Consider the following 19943-nt stretch of genomic DNA (forward strand, 5'->3'; position numbering starts at 1 on the left):
TCCAGGCGAATAGGGAATGGCACACGTTAGATTGACTGAAACCTCGCACTTTGGAGACGATTCAACGCTGAACCCTGTCTCAACTAAGCCATCTGACGATGGTGCCTACCATTTTCCGCAATTTCAGGAATTTATCGACAATGCCAAAGAAAACGACAAAGATGTCTATGGGATGGTCATTCAGATTATTCACGACGTCGTCGTTCTTGCGCTGATCGTCGCCGTGCTCTGGATACCCATCAACCGTGTCTACAGCTCTCAGCAGGAGAGCAAGGCCATCGCCATGTCGGAACGTGAGGTTGGCAAATGGCCCCAGAGCAGTATTGTAGGCGAACTCAATGCGGACCAGCAGTACAACGCCAAAATCGCGCAGTCCGGCCAGCCGTTGCTGGGCGACAAGATCGATCCCTTTTCCAACGACGACTCCCATAAGGACCTTCAATCGGCCAATGACAAGGATTATCAGGCCAGGCTCAACACCGTCGAAGGCATTATGGGAACCATCAGGATTCCCAAGATATCGGTGAAACTGCCGATCTATCACGGCACCTCCGATACGGCTCTTGCGCAAGGTGCCGGTCATCTTTATGGCACCAGCCTGCCGGTGGGAGGAGCGTCCACCAACGCGGTGATCTCAGGGCATCGTGGGCTAGCCAACGCCACGATGTTCACGCGTCTCGACGAGCTGCGGGTACACGACATCATCTATATCGATTCGCTTCAGCACACGATGGGTTATAGGGTCATCGGCATTCATGTGATCTTGCCTGACGACACGCACCTTTATAAGGTGGTTCCCGGCAAAGATCTGATCACACTGATGACCTGCACCCCCTATGGCGTCAATTCGCACCGTCTCGTCATCACCGCCGAGCGTGGCAGGATTCCCGAAGACATCCCTTCGTCGACGGCCGGCGACGCGTTGCTGCTGGGGCTCTTGACGACGGCTGCCGTGCTGCTTGGCGGGGTGGCCATCGTCATGGTGCGCCATGCCCGTTATAACTTCTCGCCGGTTCCCTGGCACTTCTCCGGCGAGTTCTCGCGCTGACGGGTCGTCGAGCCCTCTGAATCGCAGGCCGGATCTTTCTTTTACATTCGGTTTCACACGCGAGCCTGCTGAAATGCGGGAGATGGTTCATTGAGTAGCTGCCGGTAAGTGTGTTAAGCATAAGCATGCAGGCCGAACCGTTTATGTTTACCGGCTCTGGTTCTGACTTGTTTGGGCATTGTAAAAGGCCGGTCGCTGTTGGAAGGCGACCGGCCTTTTACTTATTTCAGGGTAGGAGAGAAACCCTGGTGCTTGGCTCAGTAGGCCACGTGCTGAGAACCTTCAGGCTGTTCGTCCTCCTCTTTGTTCTTCTCGTAACGGTGGTATGCATACAACGCCACTAGCACAAGAAGGAGCAGGAGCAGCAGCCACCAGAGCCACATGAAGGAGTGGTGTTGCTTGGCCTGCGTGGTGGTCTGGTTGGCGAGAACGCACTTGGGGTTGATCTTGGCCATCTCCACGCTGCCGTCGGTGTTCTCGAAGTAGGAGGACTGCTCCAGGACGTAGCCCTCTGGGCACACGGGTAGAGGCTTCTTCTTGGGTTGCTTGCTCTTGGAGCTGTTGTCCTGGCTCTGGTCATTCTGCTGCTGAGCAGGAACCGGAGCTGGAGTCGTGGCTGCGTTGGGGGCGGCACCGATGTAAGTGTTCCGAGTGACGTTCAGCACGCGAACGCGGGGATTGCCGAGTACACGGGTGCGTGATGCGAAGGCTGATCCAGCAGGGCCCATGGGGCCAGGCCGGCCGGCAGGGCCGGGAATTCCACCATTGTTGTTGGTGTTATTTCCATTGTTATTGCCGTTGCCGTTGTTGGAGCCTCCGCCGTTGTTGTTACCGGAGCCTCCGCCGTTGTTGGAGTTTCCACCATTGTTGTTGCCGTTGTTGGAGCCTCCGTTGTTGTTGTTGTTGCCGTTGTTGTTGTTACCGGAGCCTCCGCCGTTGTTTTGGTTTTGAGTCCAGTGCTCGTAGACGGTGACGTCGCGGGTGATGGTCTGGGTGCCAAAATCGAATGGGGTGGTTGCACCCTGTTCGTACCAGCCGTCGAACTTGTAGCCGTCCTTCTTTCCGGGGTTGGGCACATTTGTCGCTTTCTCGCCTTCATAGACGGTCTCGCTGCTGATCTGTGAACCGGATTCGGAAAGGTATCTCACCGTGTAGGTGGTCGTAATCCCTTCCCACCTGGCGTGCAGCGTGATGGGTTCCTTTACCGGCTGGGTGAAATCATATTTGCTGCCGTTGGACGTATACCATCCGAGCAGGGCATGGGTGTTGCCCTTGCCGTCGGTGAAGACCGGAGCATTGCCTTTGGAGTCCGTGGGCTCTGTGGCCGTCTTGAAGCGCATGATATGCTGTTTGGCAATGGCCGGCCCGCCTTGTGAATCGAACGTCACGTCATAGCTGTCGCTGCTCCACAGTGCGAAGAGCGTCCAGTCATGCGTCATCACGGTATTCGTGTAGTCGAAGGGTTCGGCCTTCTCGAAGGTGCATCCGTCTGTATATGGCGTTCCACGATTCTGGCTGAAATCATAATCCGTATTGATTGATCTGTCAGTGGGGCAGGCGACCCATCCCTGGAACAGGTTGTTCGTCTCGTCCCTGGACCCATCTGCGTTGAACATCCACGGATGCCACATCGCTGGCAGTTTTTGGCCGTATGGTGTATTTCTGGGCGCGGTCGTGGTGTTGTATCCGTTCGGGGTTCTGCCCCCGCGAAAATCGAAAGTGACCTGCGGATTATGGAAGTCATGGTTGAGGATGATCTGAAGAGAACCCAGATTCTTGCCGTTGTGGATAATGGAGCCGAGGAGCGTAATGCAAGCTTCATCCTTATTCTGATTGATGCTCGGTATCGTGATGATGTGGTTGACGGTGTCATTCGTGTATTGGTTTTGTGGGATGAGTTCATTCATCAAGCCGAATGCCCCGTACTCTATCGAGTTCAAGGCAGGCACCGTTCCGTCGATGTTGTAGTTTTTGCTGTAGTCGAACCTGGCGGTTCCCCCTGCGTCGATTATGGAGGCGTCGGGTACGCGAGGTATCTCATTAACCGCCTGAACGTGCTCAAGATTCGACAAAGACACGAGGGGTCTCAGATCGGTTATCTCATTGTCGTTGATATTCAGGGTCTTGAGATTGGTCATGCCTGACAGGAAGCTGAGGTCGAAGATGCTGTCGGAACTCAGATCGAGATCGGTGACATACGGAAGCTGTGCGATGTAATTGAGAATAGTGTTCTGATAAAGGAACAGCGCAACGAATCCGAACGACGTCAGATGCTTGAGGTTCTTCAGCGGCAGCACGCTTTCCGGTTTGGCTTTCATGTGGTAGGCATTACTGAACGACAGGCTTTCCAAATCGGGGAAATGGTCGACGATTGCCTGGACGTCCGACGCGCCATTCAGGCCGACATTGGTGTTGCCCAGCGACAACGTCTTGAGTTGTGGGAGGCCGTAGAACATGCTCACGTCGGAGAAAGCGTGGTCGACATCGTAAGTATAGATATTGGCCAGCTTTGGCGCCTTGGCTGCTGTGAAATTCCTGCAGCTCTGCGCTACGGCACCGTTGAAGTTATTAAGTTTCAGGGTCTCCAGATTGGGCATGTTGGCCGAAGCAAGGGGACTGTAATCAGTGAGTGCGTAAAAGCCGGCCGAGTAATGCTTCGTCTCTTGCGGGTCTGTGCTGTCGAAATCCGTATTGAAGGATTTGAGGTTCCGGAAAAGCTCTATACCTCTCACATCCGTTATCTCAACGCCTTCATTGGGCCCGTTCGGAATTCCATCGCTGGAGATGGCGGTTATCGAGTCGAGCCACGATTGCGTCACGGGGAAATCCTCGGCGAAATCCTTGTTTTCAATACCCCAGCCGGTCTGACCGGTGGGATTTGGGTACTGCGTCGTATTGATGAACTTCTTAAGGTATTTGCGGAAGTTCTGGTTGGGGAAGCAGCTACGGAGCGTTCCGCAGGGAACGGTAGCTTCGCCGCCCTGGGCTGCGGGCTGCGGGGCGCTTTGTGCGCTTGGCGCTTGCGGCTCGGCGTTTTTGCTGTCCTTGCTTTCAGATTGCCCCTGGCCGGTTGTTTCCTTCGAGGCCGCACCCGTCTTGGCGGCATCTGCAGAAGTTGCCGTCTCTTTTGAGCCCGAAGCCGGGTTGCCGGTTGCGGGAATTTGTGTGGCCGGTGCTGCAGGTCCATTAGTGCTTGGCGTTTGCGAAGTCTGCGAAGGCTTGCTGGCCTCGGCGCCCTGCTGTTGAGCGCTTTGTGCTTGGGCGCTTTCGGCAGAGGAGTTCTCTGGCGTTGCGTTGGCGACTATTGATGGGCCCATTACCATACAAACCGAAGTCATTAATGTTGTTAGTGTAACGATTAACTTTTTATACGGAGGCCGTATTGGTTTTCTCATTTTTTCTCTTTCCTGGCTACACTTTTGGTTGAATGCATTACGCAGCCATGAGTATAATTTCCTCTTTCTTTATTATGGTATGTATTATAATATCACGAAGTAATAACTATTTCGCAGAGCGAGATGTTTTTGTATTTAATCATGATACAATTTAGCCAGTTTGCTATAAAAATAGGTAGGGGCCGGACTTTTCGGGAAAGAACAGGGAATGGGCTATATTGACGTAATTCATGAAGTCAAACGATATAAAAGTGGCGGTGCTAGTCTGGTTGCAAATAACGATGTCACTTTTTCCATTCTGCAAGGTGAGCTGGTGGTGATTCTTGGCGCCTCCGGCACCGGTAAGTCGACATTGCTCAATGTCATCGGAGGCATGGATGGCTGCGATGAAGGCGATGTGATTGTCGACGGGGAGAACATCGCCAAATACAACGCCAAGGAACTCACCGAATATCGCCGCCTCGATGTCGGCTTTGTTTTCCAGTTCTACAATCTCGTTCCGAATCTGACCGCGCTGGAAAATGTCGAAATGGCCTCCGAAATCGTCCCCTATTCCAACGACCCCATGGAAGTGCTGGCCAGCGTCGGCCTGTCCAATCGCTGCGACAATTTCCCATCCCAGCTTTCCGGCGGTGAGCAGCAGCGTGTGGCCATCGCGCGTGCCGTGGCAAAAAGGCCAAAAATCCTATTATGCGACGAACCTACCGGTGCCCTTGATTACAAAACAGGCAAGCAAGTGCTACATATCCTTCAGAACATGAGTCGTAAGCACGGCGCCACGGTCCTCATCGTGACCCATAATTCAGCCATCGCCCCCATTGCCGACCGCGTTATACGGATGCGTGATGCACGTATCGCCAGCGTCAATCGCAATGCCAACCCTCGTAATGTCGATCAATTGGAGTGGTGATCTTGCAATTCCTGATTTCGCGCAGTTCCAAAGCACATTCTTCGGCTTCCGCTGACTCAAATACCAATGAAAATGCGTCTGATGCCGTGGCAGAGCCTGTGGACACTGCAGCCCAGGGATCCGCGCCTTCTGAAAATGGCGCCAAGCCGGAACCTTCAAAACAGCGTGACCGGGAGGCGAAATCTGTCCTGAAGCCGGAAGCCGGAAAAAAGGAAGAGAAGAACAAGAAAGAAAAAGGAGAAAAGAACAAGCAGGGAGAAGGGGAAAAGAAAGAAAAAGAAGTCGGAGAAAAGGAAAAGAACAAGCAAGAAGAGGAGGGAAAGAAAGAAGTCGGAGAAAAAGGGGAAAAGGAAGAAAAGGGCGAAAAGAAAAAGAATGAACCTGACAATTCTCAATCCGAATTTCGGGTCACGCCGACCATCCCCCATTTGCCGGCGAAGTCGGGAGCATCGCGGAAGTCTAGTCCAGACTTCGATCAAACCGTCATTCTTCCCCAGCGCCCACAATCGGACGGCAAAGATTCTGTGCAAAACTCCGCGCATAACCAAGGGGAACTCCCCAGATTCGCGCCGCAGGGCATACAGCGGGTGCAGGGCCAACCCCAGCAGGCTCATGCCGTGCATACATGGGCGGAGTACGATCCGTGGGCTTTGACCGGCGGTGAGGTTGCCGGCGGTTCGGTTCCCCTGCCGCAACGCCACCATTTCTTTGCCGCGCATCAGGTTCCTCAGGCTACTACGGTGGGTGCGTCTCAGCCGTGGCAGCAGCAGGCTTCACCGAGCGTGCGGCAGGTACAAAGCCGGTCACCACAGTCACCGCAGTCTCAGCCGTCGCAGGCCCAGCCTCAGCAGGCTCATGCCGTGCATACATGGGCGGAGTACGATCCGTGGGCTTTGACCGGCGGTGAGGTCGCTGGCGGTTCGGTTCCGCTGCCCCGTCCCAAGCGGATGTCGCCAGTGTCGGGATTCACCAACCAGCATTCGCCGGCGCAAGGGTCGTCAAGAGCACAACGTCAGTCGTATGACAATCAGAATGATTCCTTCTCCTTCCATACCCCGGAAGATGACACATCGCTATCGTGGTCGGTTTCGGCCCCGCCCGTCCAACGCCGTGTCGTTCCGGCCCGACGCGAGGGCGCTCCCTCCACTTTGCCGCCCACCCCCGCGCAGCCTTACTCTGCCGGCGTCTCCGACGATTCTACTGTCGCGGCGCTTCCATCTTCCAGACCTCATGTTGAGCCCTGGGATGATTTCGAGTCAAGCGGCAAACACAAGATCTCGCACCGCATGCTTTGGCGTGATACGCGTCGTTCGCTGGGCAAATCGCTGGGCCGTTTCATCTCGATTGTGTGCATGGTGGCGTTGGGTTCGTTTGCGCTCGTCGGTTTGAACGTCACCGGTCCGGATATGCGCAGCACCGCCGACCAGTATTTCGAAGAACACCAGCTCGCCGATATCTCCGTGATGAGCAAAATCGGTTTGGACTCCTCCCAGCTCGAAGCGATCAGAAACGCCTCCGGGGTCACGAAGGTCGAATACGGCTTTTTCAAGGATGTCGCCGTCAACCAGCGCGATGAGAGCATGCGTATCTTTTCGGAAACCGGCAGTATTTCCACCTATGAATTGCGCAGCGGTTCGATGCCGAAGAAATCCAATGAGATCGCCATCGACGCACAGCAGGCCCAAAAGCACCCGGTCGGTTCCACCATCTCCTTCCTGGAGAAGTCCGGTGCCGACGGACGCACCATGCTTAAAAGCACACAATTTAAGGTAACCGGTGTGGTCGATTCCGTCGAAATCGTCAGTTCGGTCAATCGTGGTCCTTCGGATTCGGGCTCGGGCTCTCTTGACGGCTATGGGGTGGTCACTCCGCAGGCGTTCGTTTCTCCGTCATACAATATTGCAAGGTTGCGGTACAAGGTCCTTGACGATATGCCCGATCATATTTCGAACGATTACGACAAAAAGGTCCAACAGGAAAAGGACCTGCTTGCCGACTCGCTCGAAAACCGCGATACGGGTGTCTCGCCGACTTCTTCCACGCTTGCCGAGCCTTCCGCCAGTCCCGCCTCCGCTTCCTTCAATGGCGGCCCAGCGGCGCAGGCTCAGGCTCAAACCCAATCTGTGGCCCAGACTGAACCACTATCTATGCTCCCCACCTACACCATCAATTCAAGGCGCGATATCCCCGGTAGCTCCGGATATGTGACCTATGATTCCATCTCAAGGATCATCGGCTCGTTGGGCAGCATCTTCCCCATATTCATGTACCTGATAGCCGCGCTTCTGACCTTCACCTCCATGACTCGTTTCGTCGACGAGGAACGCGTTGGTGTGGGCACGCTCAAGGCGTTCGGCTATTCGGACTGGGATGTGATGAAGAAATTCATCGTCTATGGTTTCATCGCAGGACTGTTCGGCGGCATCATCGGTGCCGTGGCGGGGCAGTTGCTTATGCCCCAGATCGTCTATCGCGCCTACTGCTTTGCCTTTGACGTGCCGCCCGCGCATCTGCGACTTGGGGTGATAGCCACTGTGGTCGCGCTCGTCCTCGCGTTTGCTGCTACGGTGCTGCCGGCGTATGTCGCGGCTCATCGTCAGCTGAAAGAAAAAACCAGTGCCCTACTTGCTCCGAAACCTCCCAAAGGAGGGGCTTCCATCGCTTTGGAGAAGGTCGGTTGGTTCTGGAACAAGCTTAATTTCAAAAACAAGATCACCTTGCGCAACGTTTTCCGTTATAAGATTCGTACCTTCACCACGATAATCGGCGTCGCCGGGGCGCTTGCATTGCTCGTGGCAGGCGTCGGTGTGCAGCGTTCGATTGATTCGATCAATGATCTGCAATATAACAATGTCATCCAATATGATCTCATCGCCGGGCAGAAAGACGGGGTGACCAGCGATGAACAAGAACAAATATCTCAGGAATTGCACGGCAACAATGTCAAGCGTTTCGCCCCCATTCATTATGAGCAAAGCACCATGGAGGCCGGCCCCTACCGCAACAAACAGAGCCTGACGGTTATCGCCGCAAGGAGCGCAAAGTCCTTTGACGGTTACGTGAACCTGCACGAGAGGGCCGGCGGCCGTCATCTTGACCTTGATAATTATGGCGCCGTGATTTCCGAACGGCTTGCGAAGCTCAACAAGGTCAAGGCGGGCGACAACATTGTCATCCAGGATTCCGGCGGCCACGATCGCGTCGTCCCCATCAGCGGGGTTTGCGAGATGTATATCGGCCATTTCGTCTTCATGAATTCGCAATCGTACGAAAAGATATTCCATCAGAGTTACGTTCCCAACGCGGATATGGTCGGGCTGAAAGACCGCAGCTCTTCCAATGCCAAGCGTGAAGCGGCAAGGTTCATGGCGCTCGACGGCATTACGCAGGTCTCGCAGAATTCGATGCTCATCGACCAGACCGATATGCTTGTGCGCTCGCTGAACCTTTTGATGGAGCTGTTGATTGCCGTCTCGGTTCTGCTCAGTGTCGTCATTCTTTATAATCTGAACAATCTCGACATTTCCGAACGCGTGCGTGAGCTGAGTACCATCAAGGTGCTTGGATATTTCAATCGCGAGGCCACTATGTATGTCTATCGCGAAACCCTTGGGCTCACCGCCGTCGGCGTCCTGCTGGGTGCTGGTGTCGGCATTCTGCTGCACGAACGCATCATCAGGAAGGTTGCCCCCGAGAGCATGATGTTCAGCCCGAGCCTCACCATCGGGCAATTCGGCTTCCCGATACTCCTGATCGTGGCGGTCACGCTTGTCCTCGCTTTCTACGTGTCGGCGAGAATAGCGAGGATCAACATGCTCAAGGCCCTGCAGGCCAGGGAGTAGCCGGGCTTTTTCGTGGGGAGTGACCGGGCTTGCGCCGGGAGTGGCCGGGGTTTCGCCGGGGAGTGACCTGGCTTGCGTCGGGGATAGCCGAGCCTTTCGGCAGAGGTAACCGGGGCTTCCGCCGGGGAGTAACCGTGCTTTTCGACACGGGGTAACCGGGGTTTCGCCGGGGAGTAACTGGGCTCTTCGGCCGTGCTTTTTCTGGAAGCCTGCTTTTCCGTTGCTTCCTTGAAGCCGTTTCCCTTTAAGCCGCTGCGCCTGCAGCCTACTTTTCAGTCGGCGCTGACGGTGTTCAGCGGGGCGGCGGCACCTTCACCGCTGCGCCGCACGATTTCATCCGCGAGGGACTCGATGCTGCACAGCCTCAGCGAGTTGTTGCCGCGCACGCCGGAAGCCTCGTCGGTGCTGATGACCTTGGTGTCCACCAAGGCGTTGATTGGGTTGATCCCGTAGCAACGCGCGATGGTGATGATCTCGTTGGTCGTCAGCTCGTCGGACTGGAACCGCTTGTAAAGCGTGGCGTATGGGATGTTTGTGCGCCTCGCGATGCTGTTGATGGAGTCGTCGTGGGTGATTCTGCGTAACCAAGCAATCCGGTTGCCTGCTGTATTTGTTTTTGTCATGTTCTTATTTTCTGATAATTACTTGAAAAATGTAAGACCCTAAAAAAGTGATTACGTTTGACGTTTACGTGTATCACGATTCGGCTGATTGAAGCCTTGATTTCTTTAGTGATAATTGTTATTCTATTGAGTTAAAAACTCAATTGGCAGTTAGGCTTACTGCCGCTTGTGTTGCAAAAAAAATATCGTTGACTTGGTTGTAAATGTACAACGTAAAATCGGAATGCGAAATTGCGAATAAAAGTTTACGTCAAAAGATTTTTAAAAATTTGTCAAAAAAATTATTAAAAAAGAATAACGACTTGATTTTTTCGTTGACAGCATAAAATCGGCGGTTCCTGTGCCGTTTTATCACGCATCGACGTGTTTCCTACCGTGTGCCGAGCATCTGATGACCACTCCATCGCGCTTGTGCGTTATGTGGCGTGTTGTCGCGATATTGTGCCGCTGACCGTGTATAGTGGGCCTTGAGCTCACGGGGGAGGAACCTCGGAAGGCTCCACTCATAATGGAATGAAAGTGCGGAAGTTCGCTTGCCGAAGTTGGCTTGCGGGTGGATGCAGAACCCCTTCACTACGGATCGTTCGGCACGTACCTGCCGATGAAAGGAAATATTAATTATGGCAAAAGTCGTATTTGACCATGTCACTCGTATCTACCCGGGCAACACGGAGCCCTCGGTATCCGATCTCTCACTTGACATTAAAGATGGTGAATTCCTCGTGCTCGTCGGCCCTTCCGGCTGCGGCAAGTCAACGACCCTGCGTATGCTCGCGGGCCTCGAGGAAGTCAACAAAGGCAAGATTTTCATTGGCGATAAGGACGTCACGACGATGCAGCCGAAAGACCGCGATATCGCTATGGTCTTCCAGAATTACGCACTGTATCCGCACATGACCGTCGCCGACAACATGGGCTTCGCCCTGAAGATTGCAGGCGTTCCGAAGGCCGAGATTCGCCAGCGCGTCGAGGAGGCCGCCAAGGTCCTCGATCTGACCGAGTTCCTCGACCGCAAGCCGAAGGCACTTTCCGGTGGTCAGCGTCAGCGCGTCGCCATGGGCCGCGCAATCGTTCGTAAGCCTAAGGTCTTCCTGATGGACGAGCCGCTTTCCAACTTGGATGCGAAGCTCCGTGTGCAGACCCGTACCCAGATCGCCGCACTGCAGCGTCAGCTCGGCGTCACTACCCTCTACGTCACCCACGATCAGACCGAGGCTCTGACGATGGGCGACCGCATCGCCGTCATCAAGCTGGGCATCCTCCAGCAGGTCGGCGCTCCGACCGATCTCTATGACAAGCCGCAGAACGTCTTCGTCGCCGGCTTCATCGGCTCGCCTTCCATGAACATCAACACCCACCCGGTGGAGAACGGCAAGGCGAAGATCGGCAGCGATACCGTCGATCTCGATCCTGCCGCCGTCGACAAGCTCACCCCGGAAGACAAGGGCCGCATCGTTGTCGGCTTCCGTCCTGAGGACGCTTCGCTCGCCGCTCCTGACGAGGCCAACGCCTTCTCGCTCAAGGTCCAGAACGTTGAGGATCTGGGAAGCGACGGCTATATCTACGGCGATATCATCACCGACGGTTCCGCAGCCGAGTCCGCCGCCACGATGTCAGATCAGAACAAGCTGACCACGATTCGCGTCAACCCGCGTGATCTGCCGAAGGTCGGCGAGACCGTCAAGATCAAGATCGATCCGTCCAAGATGCACCTGTTCTCCCCGGCTTCCGAGCTGCGCCTGAACTGATTCGCTGACATTTCAGCGTTTAGCGTCGTTTAAAAAGGGCCCGCACATTCGTGTGCGGGTCTTTTTGCGTTTCGGCGCAATCGCAATCGCAGTGCCGAAATTGCGTTTGCGACGCAAATGGCGCCTATAGCGTCCCATGTGCAATGTGGGGTTGCGGATGTGTCGCAATGGGTGTCGGTTGCGTCGTGTGTGCAAGGTGGGGTTGCGGATGTGTCGCAATGGGTGTCGGTTGCGTCGTGTGTGCAATGTGGGGTTGCGGATGTGTCGCTGGTGGTGTCGGTTGCGTCGTGTGTGCAAGGTGGGGTTGCGGATGTGTTGCAATGGGCCTCAGTTGCGTCGTATCTGCAATTGTCGGTTTGTGTTGCGGGCGGGGCTAGCTACTGTGAATAAGTGATGTGTGATTGGGTTTGCGTCGCTGATGGTGTTTATGGTGTCGTATGTGCAATGTGGGGTTGCGTTTGCGACGGGTTTGGCTGCTGTGGCGTCGCAAACGCAATATGACGGCACGCGGGTGTGCCTATCTGCTACCGGTCCGCAACGATGCTGGACTATCCTACGCGGGCGGTAGATTGAGAGGTATGAAAATAAGTGGTGGGATGCAAGGAATGCAAATGGACCCCAGGGCGCTGAAGGCGACGTCCGTGACGGCCGCCGAGGCCGGCGATGAAGATGTCGCCGAACCCCACGCGCTGCAGATCACTGCCGCGAGCTCGAACCCGAAGATGTTCACCCTGCCATGGGAAAAGCCGCTGGCGACATGGCCCAAGGAGCTTCTTGCGAATCTGCCGCGAGGCATCTCCCGGCACGTCGTGCGTTTCGTACACGTCGGCGACGAGATCTACGCGATGAAGGAAATCACCAGTCGCGTGGCAGCGCACGAATACGAGCTGTTGCGGCGTCTGCAGAAGCTGGAACTGCCCACCGTCACGCCGATTGCCGTGGTCACCGGCCGGCATACCCGCGAGGGCGAGCCGCTGGAATCGATTCTGGTGACCAAGCAGCTCAAGTTCTCGCTGCCGTATCGTGCGCTGTTCGCCGGAAATCTCCGGCCCGATACCGCCGACCGTTTGATCGACGCGCTCGCCGTCTTGATGGTCCGTCTGCACCTTTCCGGTTTCTATTGGGGCGACGTCTCGCTTTCCAATGTGCTCTTCCTGCGCGACGCCGACGCGTTTTCGGCTTTCCTGGTTGACGCGGAAACCGGCGCGCTTTATACAACGCTTACCGAGGGCCAGCGCAATTATGACATGGACCTGGCGCGCACCAATATCATCGGCGAGCTCATGGATCTGAGCTCCGGCAAGCTGCTGCCCGATGAGGTGGACGAGGTCGAGGTCGGCGACCGGTTGATCGAGCGCTACGACTCGCTGTGGGGTGCGCTGACCGATCAGGAGGACTTCGGCCCCGACGAGATGTGGAAGATCGAGAAGCGCGTCAACAAGCTCAACGACTTGGGCTTCGACGTCGACGAGCTTGAGGTCAAAACCGTCGACGATGGCAAGCGCGTGCTGGTCCGTCCGCGCGTGGTCGATGCCGGTTATGCCTCCCGCAAGCTGCTGCGGCTCACGGGCCTCGACGTTCAGGAGAACCAGGCACGCCGGCTTTTGAACGATTTGGATGCCTACCGCGCCTCCACTTGGCGTGACGGCGAGGAGCTGGAAATCGTGGCGACCGACTGGATGCGCGAGGTCTTCGAGCCCGTCGTGCGCATGATCCCCAAGGAATACCGCTCCAAGATCGAGCCGGCGCAGTTCTTCCACGAGGTTTTGCAAAATCGTTGGTATATGGCCGAAAAGGCCGGGCACGACGTGTCCACGGCCGTGGCCGCGAGCGATTACATCAAGCACAATCTGCCAAAGTACAACCTTGACTCCAAGGCGCTCGCCGAGATCAATGCGGACGCAGATTCCGGCGTGGTCGACGACAGCTCGACCTACGACCAGGCCGCAGAGGGTGCGGACGATACGGATAGCGAGGACGCTGCGGACACCGTGGGTTCCGACAACGATGATGTCGACAGCATCGGGCGTGGCGATTACAGCGCGCTTGGCGACGGTCTGGGCAATCTAGGCGCAACGCAAACCACCGGCGAGGATTTCAATAACCTAGATACCGATTCGGACGTGTCGGAAGACATCTGGCCGACTCAGCCCGACCCGGCCACGGCTGCTGCGCGTAATGCAAATAGCGGGCCCATGACGGACGCCGGCTCAGAAACCGGCCACGCAAAGAAAAGCGCCGGCGGTGGGAATGGTGCTGGTGCCAAAGTTTCCGACGCCGCTGGCGCCGACGTTTCTGGTGTCGCTGGGGATGACGTTTCCGACGCTGACGTTTCCGGCGCCGCTGGGGATGGTGCTGGTGCTGCTCTGAATGATGCGAATGCCAATGCTTCTGACGCTTCTGACGCTGGCGTTTCTGATGCCACTGGGGATGGTGTTGGCGTCGACGCTTCTGATATCGGCGATTCCGACGATGACGACGATTATGATCCGGCCGAATACGACCAGGACGCCGCCGTCTGGAGCCACTGAGCGATCCCGAAGGTCCGAAGCTCGAGATTTCTGCGCTAACTGTGTTTTTTTACTTGCGATAAGAGGGTTACTAAGTAAAAAGACACATTTGAGCACGCTAATTGTGTCTTTTTACTTAGTCGGTACGAGCAAGCAAGTAAAAAGACACAAATACGAAGTGGTGGGCAGGCATAAACGTGGACTTGAACTGAATCCGAGAGCCTGCGAACCCTTTATCCACCGTACGGCTGCATTCGGTATTGCCATGTGAAAGGCCAAATCTTCCAATCCGGATTTTACCTTTCGGGCTTGCGGCCTTTAGATCTGAGGCTATTGCCGAAATACGCGTCCGGAATCAGCCCTAGGCATTGAAAGAGTAGCGGAAGAAGGGGTCGAATCTTTCTGACCCAATCTTAAACAGCTTTGATACCATATGGCAGAACGTTTTAAAGCTGAGTTCGATGCATGTCTTAGCCGATAGCCCAAAATCTGGGTTCGAAATTTGCAAAAATAAACCCGAACCACATCTCGTGAATGGGGATGAGATTCGGGCGTAAGCGGATAAGCGTGTTGTCGCCGGTTTTATTTGCTGCTGTCGGCCTGTTCCCCGGCCTTGCTGCGGGCGCGGGAGACGGCGTAGAGGCTGATGCCCGCCGCCACGGAGGCGTTGAGCGACTCGACTTCGCTGGAAATCGGAATGCCGGCGATGGAATCGCAAGCCTCGCGCACCAGGCGGCTCAGGCCCTTGCCTTCCGAGCCCAGCACGACCACCAGCGGGTCGGTCTCGAAGCCGCTTTCGCCGACAATCGCGTTGCCGCCACCGTCAAGTCCGACCACGTAATAGCCGCGTTCCTTCATCGCCTCGATGGCTTTGGTCAGATTGACCACGCGGGCCACGGGCAGGTGAGCGGCCGCGCCGGCCGAGACCTTCCAGGCTGCGGCGTTGACTGAGGCCGAACGTCGTTCCGGAAGAATGACGCCGTTGGCGCCGAATGCCGCCGCCGAACGGATGACAGCGCCGAGGTTCTGCGGGTCGGTGACGCCATCCAGTGCGATAAAGAGCGGGCGGGCATTGATGCGGGCGCTTTGCGAATCGGCCTCTTCCATGGCGTGCGATTTCTTATCCGCGCGATCGGCGAGCTCCGCCAGTGTGTGATACTGGTAAGGCTGCACCTTCAGAATGATGCCCTGATGGTTGCGCGAGTGCGCAATGCGGTCCATCTCCAGCCGGTCGGCCTCAAGCAGGTTCAGCCCTTGCATACCGGCGAGCTTCACGATTTCGCGGGTGCGATCGTCGTGCTCGATGCGATTGGCGATATAAAGCTGCGTGCTCGGCACCCCAACGCGCAGCGCCTCAAGCACCGCGTTGCGGCCGACCACCAGATCGTCGGATTCGGAGGTGTACCTTGCCGCGCGCCGACGTGCCGCCAGCCGCGGATCGGCGAAACGGCGCTTCTCGTTCTGCTTCTTCGCGCGATACGCTTTGTGATACACACGATCCTCGGCCTTGGGCGTCGGCCCGCGGCCTTTCAACGCGTTGCGATGTTTTCCGCCCGAACCTTTGACCGGGCCCTTCTTGTTAGTCATGCCCCAATTGTCCCAGCACCCCGCGCCAACCTTGCCAGCAGTCCGCGCGTGTCAGCTCAGCTGCTGTCCCTCTTCTATCCGCAAAAGGTGCTTTTCTCCTCAGTAAAAGCGCCAATCAGTGCGAAAAGCACTAAAAATGCCCCGAAAAGGTGCTTTTCTCCTCGGTAAAAGCGCCAATCAGTGCGAAAAGCACCAAAAATGCCCTGAAAAGGTGCTTTTCGCCTCGACAAGAGCTGGTTCCAGTGAGAAAAGCACCATTATGGGTCGATTTTGGTGCTTTTCTCACTGGCTTGACGTGACGGCGATAGCAAAGCAAGCGATGGCGGGAACGGCGAGCATTGCCGCGCCCGCTTTCAGTCCTTGATCTCGGCCTTGTAGAAGTTGACGTAGGAACGCGACGGGGTGGGGCCGCGCTGGCCCTGATAGTGCGAGCCGACGCCGGTCGAACCGTAGGGGTGCGCGGCGGGGGAGCTGAGCTCGAAGAAGCACATCTGTCCGATTTTCATGCCCGGCCAGAGTTTCACCGGCAGCGTGCTGACGTTGGAAAGTTCCAGCGTGATGTGCCCCTCAAAGCCAGGGTCGATGAAACCGGCGGTGGAGTGCGTCAGAATGCCGAGCCGCCCGAGCGAGCTCTTGCCCTCAAGCCGCGCCGCGATGGTGCCGTCGAGCTTGACGTACTCCCAAGTGGAGGCCAGTGCGAACTCGCCGGGGTGCATGATCCACGGCTCGTCCGGCCCGACCTCGAACTGCTCGGTCAGGTCGCCTTGGTTCTCTGCCGGATCGACGTAGGTATAGGCATGGTTGTTGAAAAGCCTGAAATACCGGTCGAGCCGCACATCGATGGAGGCGGGCTGCACCATCTCGGGCGTCCACGGATCCAGCGAGATATGGCCGTCGGCCTGGGCGGCGAGGATGTCACGATCTGACAGCAGCATACGTTCCTCCAGATTGGGTTATGTGCCCAACGGTCGATCAGGCAGAGCCGCGGAAATCAGCGATAGTGCCTGCCGACGTTAGATTATTTCCTGCTTTCAAGTGTAGACGTTACCGGCGTCGAAGTTGGCGGGAGATCAACGGCCGTTCCATGAAGGCGCTCGGCGGGCTCAGTCTCGCTCATACCTCGCTATCGAAACGGACAGGATACAATCAAGGGAAACAACAGTGTTGCGCTTCTGGCTTGAACTCGGGTGGGGGTTGGACATAGCTGTTGTGTGGGCGGGACATTCGCGGGATGCTCGCTTTAATCCCGTTCGATATCGGTTTTGGTTATGCTGAGAACTTGTGTCGGCCAGTTGTATTTGACACTTGTTTTTGCCGGATAACATGTATTCGGCCTTGATTCGATTCGCGGCGTTTGCCGTTCAGTGTTTGAGCTCTGGAGTTTGGTGTTTGTGTTTGATGTCTGGCGCTTGGTTTGGTGCTTGGCTTTGATCGTTGAGGTGTGCGATGCCTTTGTGTTGGTGCTTTTGCTGCTGTGTCACGAAAGTTTTACACTGACCACGACCTGTTCGGAGGTTTCGTATGCTCGTTCGTCCGAAATTCCGCAGGAAAACCGAAAAAAATGGTCAAAAAACCAAAATTTTCAGGTAATTTTCAGGTAATCCGATTCTTGCGTCAAGGATTGTGGAGTTATATAAGAGTTGTCAGCAAGAGCTGGCCGGTGATCTTGAGGTTTGGATTTTCCGATAATTGAACCCTTTCTTCTTCTCTCTTCTCTTCCCCGGTGCGTTCTAGCACCGGGGTTTCTCTTTTCCGCGGGCTTTGCAGGTCTCGACGCGGGTTGCCGCGTGTGCGGTATGGCGGAAGCGGGATTATTGGGGGTTATAGGCCAATAATCCCGGAAACGGGCAATGTTATGCTACGCAAAAAATTTGCATTCAGACATGTAACTCGACATTTAACCCACGCATAATAAATACATTTGGCGTAAGTTGTGCAGTGTAAGTCGTGCGGCGTGCAGTGTGTGGCGTGCAGCGTGCGGCGCGCAATGTGACCGTGTCGCGTACGCTATCCGGCATATCGCGTTCGCGCGAGGTAAACTAAAACAAACAGTTCGTTTCGCAGACGGATGACGCCATAAATCCGTTGTATGGAATCGTGAGTTTATATCACGGATACGGATTCGGGCAGACGGGACAAACGAGGATATGAAGGATTCCGACCATCGCGACAATCGGGGCAGTGTTTCGCGCCCGGACCCCCACAACGGTTCCCGGCCCGACAATGCGCATGTTTACAGCGTCAACGAGCTACGTCACGATAGGCCCGAGGAGCTGCGCAAAGCCCGTCGCCGCAAGTCTTTTATTATCAGCGCGATCGTCGTTATCGTCGTTATCATTGCGATTGTCGTGGCGCTGTTGGTGTCGCTCAAAACGCTCAAACATAACACAAGTTCGTTGACCGGAGACGATACGTCCACGGTGGTCAAGGGCAAGACCAAGGCTCCGCAAAACGACGCCAACCAAATGAAGCAGGGCATCGAACAATTCGCCGGAACCTGCTCAAGCGGTTGGATGGACGTGGATGTTTCCGGCCAACTGCCCGGGGCCGGCCCCGCGTCGTTCTGCACTTCGACCCAGGTCGCGTTCATCACGTTCCAGACCAAGGCCGCGGCTTCGATGGACGGAGACATGGTTCGCTCGCAGGCTCCGAACCTCATCGACCAGTACGCCGGCAGCAAGGTCGACCAGAACGATTTGCGTGTGTTGAGCAACGACCAGTGGATGGCCGTTGGCAAGACCGACGCGATGAAGGCATTGCAGCAGCAGTGGGGTGGCAAGCTGGAGGAGATCGGGTCTGGCGATTCCGACTGAGGACTGGCTTATTCTGGCGATTCCGACTGAGGACTGGCTTATTCTGGCGATTCTGACCGATTCTAACTGGGGAATGGCGCTATCTATGCTTTAGCGACGAGTACGGCTTCCCGAACCTTTCAGCGAGAATTCGCGACTATATTGGCATGATTGGCATGATTGGCATGAAGCATGTCTTCAACCAGAGCGTACCGGTTCTGAGAATGCGGTCAATCCGAACGAAACTTGTGCGCCTGTCCTCTTATTACCGCCCCTTATCAGTTGACGTTTAGTCAGTATGTTGTCGTCGGTTTGTTCCGAATCCGCGAGTGAACATTTTGGGCTGCTGTAACACTTGCCGTTTATCATGGTGTCTATGAGCGATGAAGCAGTGAACAGCGAATATTCCGGCGAACCAGACGAACCGAACGAGAAAATCGGCGGTAACGCGGGCAGCGGGAATGGTAATGGTAACGGCAGCAACAGTAATGCGGGCAGTGGGAGTGACAACGGTAACGGCGGCAACGGCCTGATTGGCCGCGAATCCGATGCCATTGAAGGCCGCTTCGGCGACCCGATGGAGATTGCCCACGTCATTTATTCACAGGGCGGCGGCAAGGCTCGCCCGACGCGGCCGATGTTCCTGTGCCTGCATGGCTGGGGTTCCAACGAGCAGGATCTGGCGCAGATGATGCGCTACGTCGCGCCCGGCAATGATTACGTTTCGCTGCGCGCGCCGCTGGTGCTGCAGGCCGAGGGGCCGGGGGAGTTCGGCAGCGGGTCCGGCGCGTATAGCTGGTTCCACGACGGCGTGCCCACCGGCGAGGATTTGGACAGGGACATTTTTGCGGCGGCCACTGCGGTCGATAATTGGGTCGGCGAGCACATCGATCCTGAGCGCGAGCTTGTGCCGATCGGCTTCTCGCAGGGTGCGGCGCTCGCGATTCATCTTTTGCGCGTTCACCCAGAGCGTTACCGCGCGGTTGCGGCGCTTTCCGGGTTCGTGGCCCCTGCGCAGGTTCCGGGCACGGCTCCGGCCGATGACCGGCTTGCGGATATGGAAAAGCCGGTTTTCTACGGTTACGGCGACCGCGACAACGTCCTGCCGAAATACGAGATTTACGGCGCGACCGCATGGCTTGAGGAGCACACGTGGCTGACGGTGAAGAACTATCACCAGCTCGATCACGCCGTGAGCCCGGCAGAATTCACCGACCTCACCCAGTGGCTCCTCCTCAACGACATTTCCTCCGGCGTCGTCTGAGCTCTACAGTTCCGCTTCCGCATCAACTTGCTGAACCGCTGAGCCGTTAAGCAGAAAGTCCAGTGGACTTTCTGTAGGCGATGAGAGCGCGATTTTCGAGCGCGAAAGAGCGATGAGAACCCAACCGAAGTCTGTTTTTTCAACGCCACTAGCCCTGTGGGCTCCGCGTAGGCGAGGTGAGCACGCGCTAAGCGTGCGAAGGATGCAGGTCGAAATTAGTGTGG

The 19943-nt window shown here is 56.1% G+C and carries 10 protein-coding genes and 1 pseudogene; 7 read left to right on the forward strand and 4 right to left on the reverse strand.

Annotated features, from left to right (window positions below; all coding sequences use genetic code 11):
* Window positions 1-16: 16 nt before the first annotated feature.
* Window positions 17-1048: a class C sortase gene (locus OZX67_RS00520; RefSeq protein WP_277143157.1), complete on the forward strand. Its 1032-nt coding sequence runs from the start codon at window positions 17-19 to the stop codon at window positions 1046-1048.
* Between the two features lie 257 nt (window positions 1049-1305).
* Here the strand turns inward: OZX67_RS00520 and OZX67_RS00525 are convergent, their stop codons facing one another.
* Window positions 1306-4365 carry an InlB B-repeat-containing protein gene (locus tag OZX67_RS00525; protein ID WP_277143159.1) on the reverse strand — a complete coding sequence of 1020 codons (3060 nt, stop codon included), beginning with the start codon at window positions 4363-4365 and terminating at the stop codon, window positions 1306-1308.
* A gap of 286 nt (window positions 4366-4651) precedes the next feature.
* Between OZX67_RS00525 and OZX67_RS00530 the strand changes: the two genes are divergently transcribed.
* Both OZX67_RS00530 and OZX67_RS00535 read left to right on the forward strand, forming a co-directional pair.
* Window positions 4652-5353, forward strand: coding sequence for an ABC transporter ATP-binding protein (locus OZX67_RS00530; RefSeq protein ID WP_277143161.1), 702 nt, complete (start codon window positions 4652-4654; stop codon window positions 5351-5353).
* Entirely contained in the window at window positions 5350-9195 is a 3846-nt protein-coding gene (locus OZX67_RS00535) for an ABC transporter permease (RefSeq protein WP_277143163.1), read from the forward strand. Before OZX67_RS00530 ends, OZX67_RS00535 begins: the two co-directional genes overlap by 4 nt.
* Before the next feature lie 272 nt (window positions 9196-9467).
* Here OZX67_RS00535 and OZX67_RS00540 read toward each other — a convergent pair whose 3' ends face one another.
* Window positions 9468-9818, reverse strand: coding sequence for a hypothetical protein (locus OZX67_RS00540; RefSeq protein ID WP_277143165.1), 351 nt, complete (start codon window positions 9816-9818; stop codon window positions 9468-9470).
* Window positions 9819-10438: 620 nt separating this feature from the next.
* On the opposite strand from OZX67_RS00540, the gene ugpC reads away from it, so the two are divergent.
* Window positions 10439-11566, forward strand: a complete 1128-nt coding sequence (ugpC, locus tag OZX67_RS00545) for a sn-glycerol-3-phosphate ABC transporter ATP-binding protein UgpC (protein WP_277143167.1) — start codon at window positions 10439-10441, stop codon at window positions 11564-11566.
* Window positions 11567-12144: 578 nt separating this feature from the next.
* Window positions 12145-13503: pseudogene (locus OZX67_RS00550) on the forward strand (DUF4032 domain-containing protein); the annotation flags it as partial.
* A 1155-nt stretch (window positions 13504-14658) separates the two neighbouring features.
* Here OZX67_RS00550 and rlmB read toward each other — a convergent pair.
* Window positions 14659-15663, reverse strand: coding sequence for a 23S rRNA (guanosine(2251)-2'-O)-methyltransferase RlmB (gene rlmB, locus OZX67_RS00555; RefSeq protein ID WP_277143168.1), 1005 nt, complete (start codon window positions 15661-15663; stop codon window positions 14659-14661).
* A gap of 353 nt (window positions 15664-16016) precedes the next feature.
* Window positions 16017-16598 (reverse strand): dCTP deaminase, encoded by a 582-nt coding sequence (gene dcd, locus OZX67_RS00560; protein WP_277143171.1) that lies wholly within the window; start codon window positions 16596-16598, stop codon window positions 16017-16019.
* Window positions 16599-17810: 1212 nt separating this feature from the next.
* Between dcd and OZX67_RS00565 the strand changes: the two genes are divergently transcribed.
* Both OZX67_RS00565 and OZX67_RS00570 read left to right on the forward strand, forming a co-directional pair.
* Window positions 17811-18476, forward strand: coding sequence for a hypothetical protein (locus tag OZX67_RS00565; RefSeq protein WP_277143173.1), 666 nt, complete (start codon window positions 17811-17813; stop codon window positions 18474-18476).
* Window positions 18477-18831: 355 nt separating this feature from the next.
* On the forward strand, window positions 18832-19719 hold the full coding sequence (locus OZX67_RS00570; RefSeq protein ID WP_277143175.1) for an alpha/beta hydrolase-fold protein: 888 nt from the start codon (window positions 18832-18834) through the stop codon (window positions 19717-19719).
* The last annotated feature ends 224 nt before the right edge of the window (window positions 19720-19943 follow it).

This window comes from Bifidobacterium sp. ESL0728 (assembly GCF_029392015.1).
Classification (GTDB): domain Bacteria; phylum Actinomycetota; class Actinomycetes; order Actinomycetales; family Bifidobacteriaceae; genus Bifidobacterium.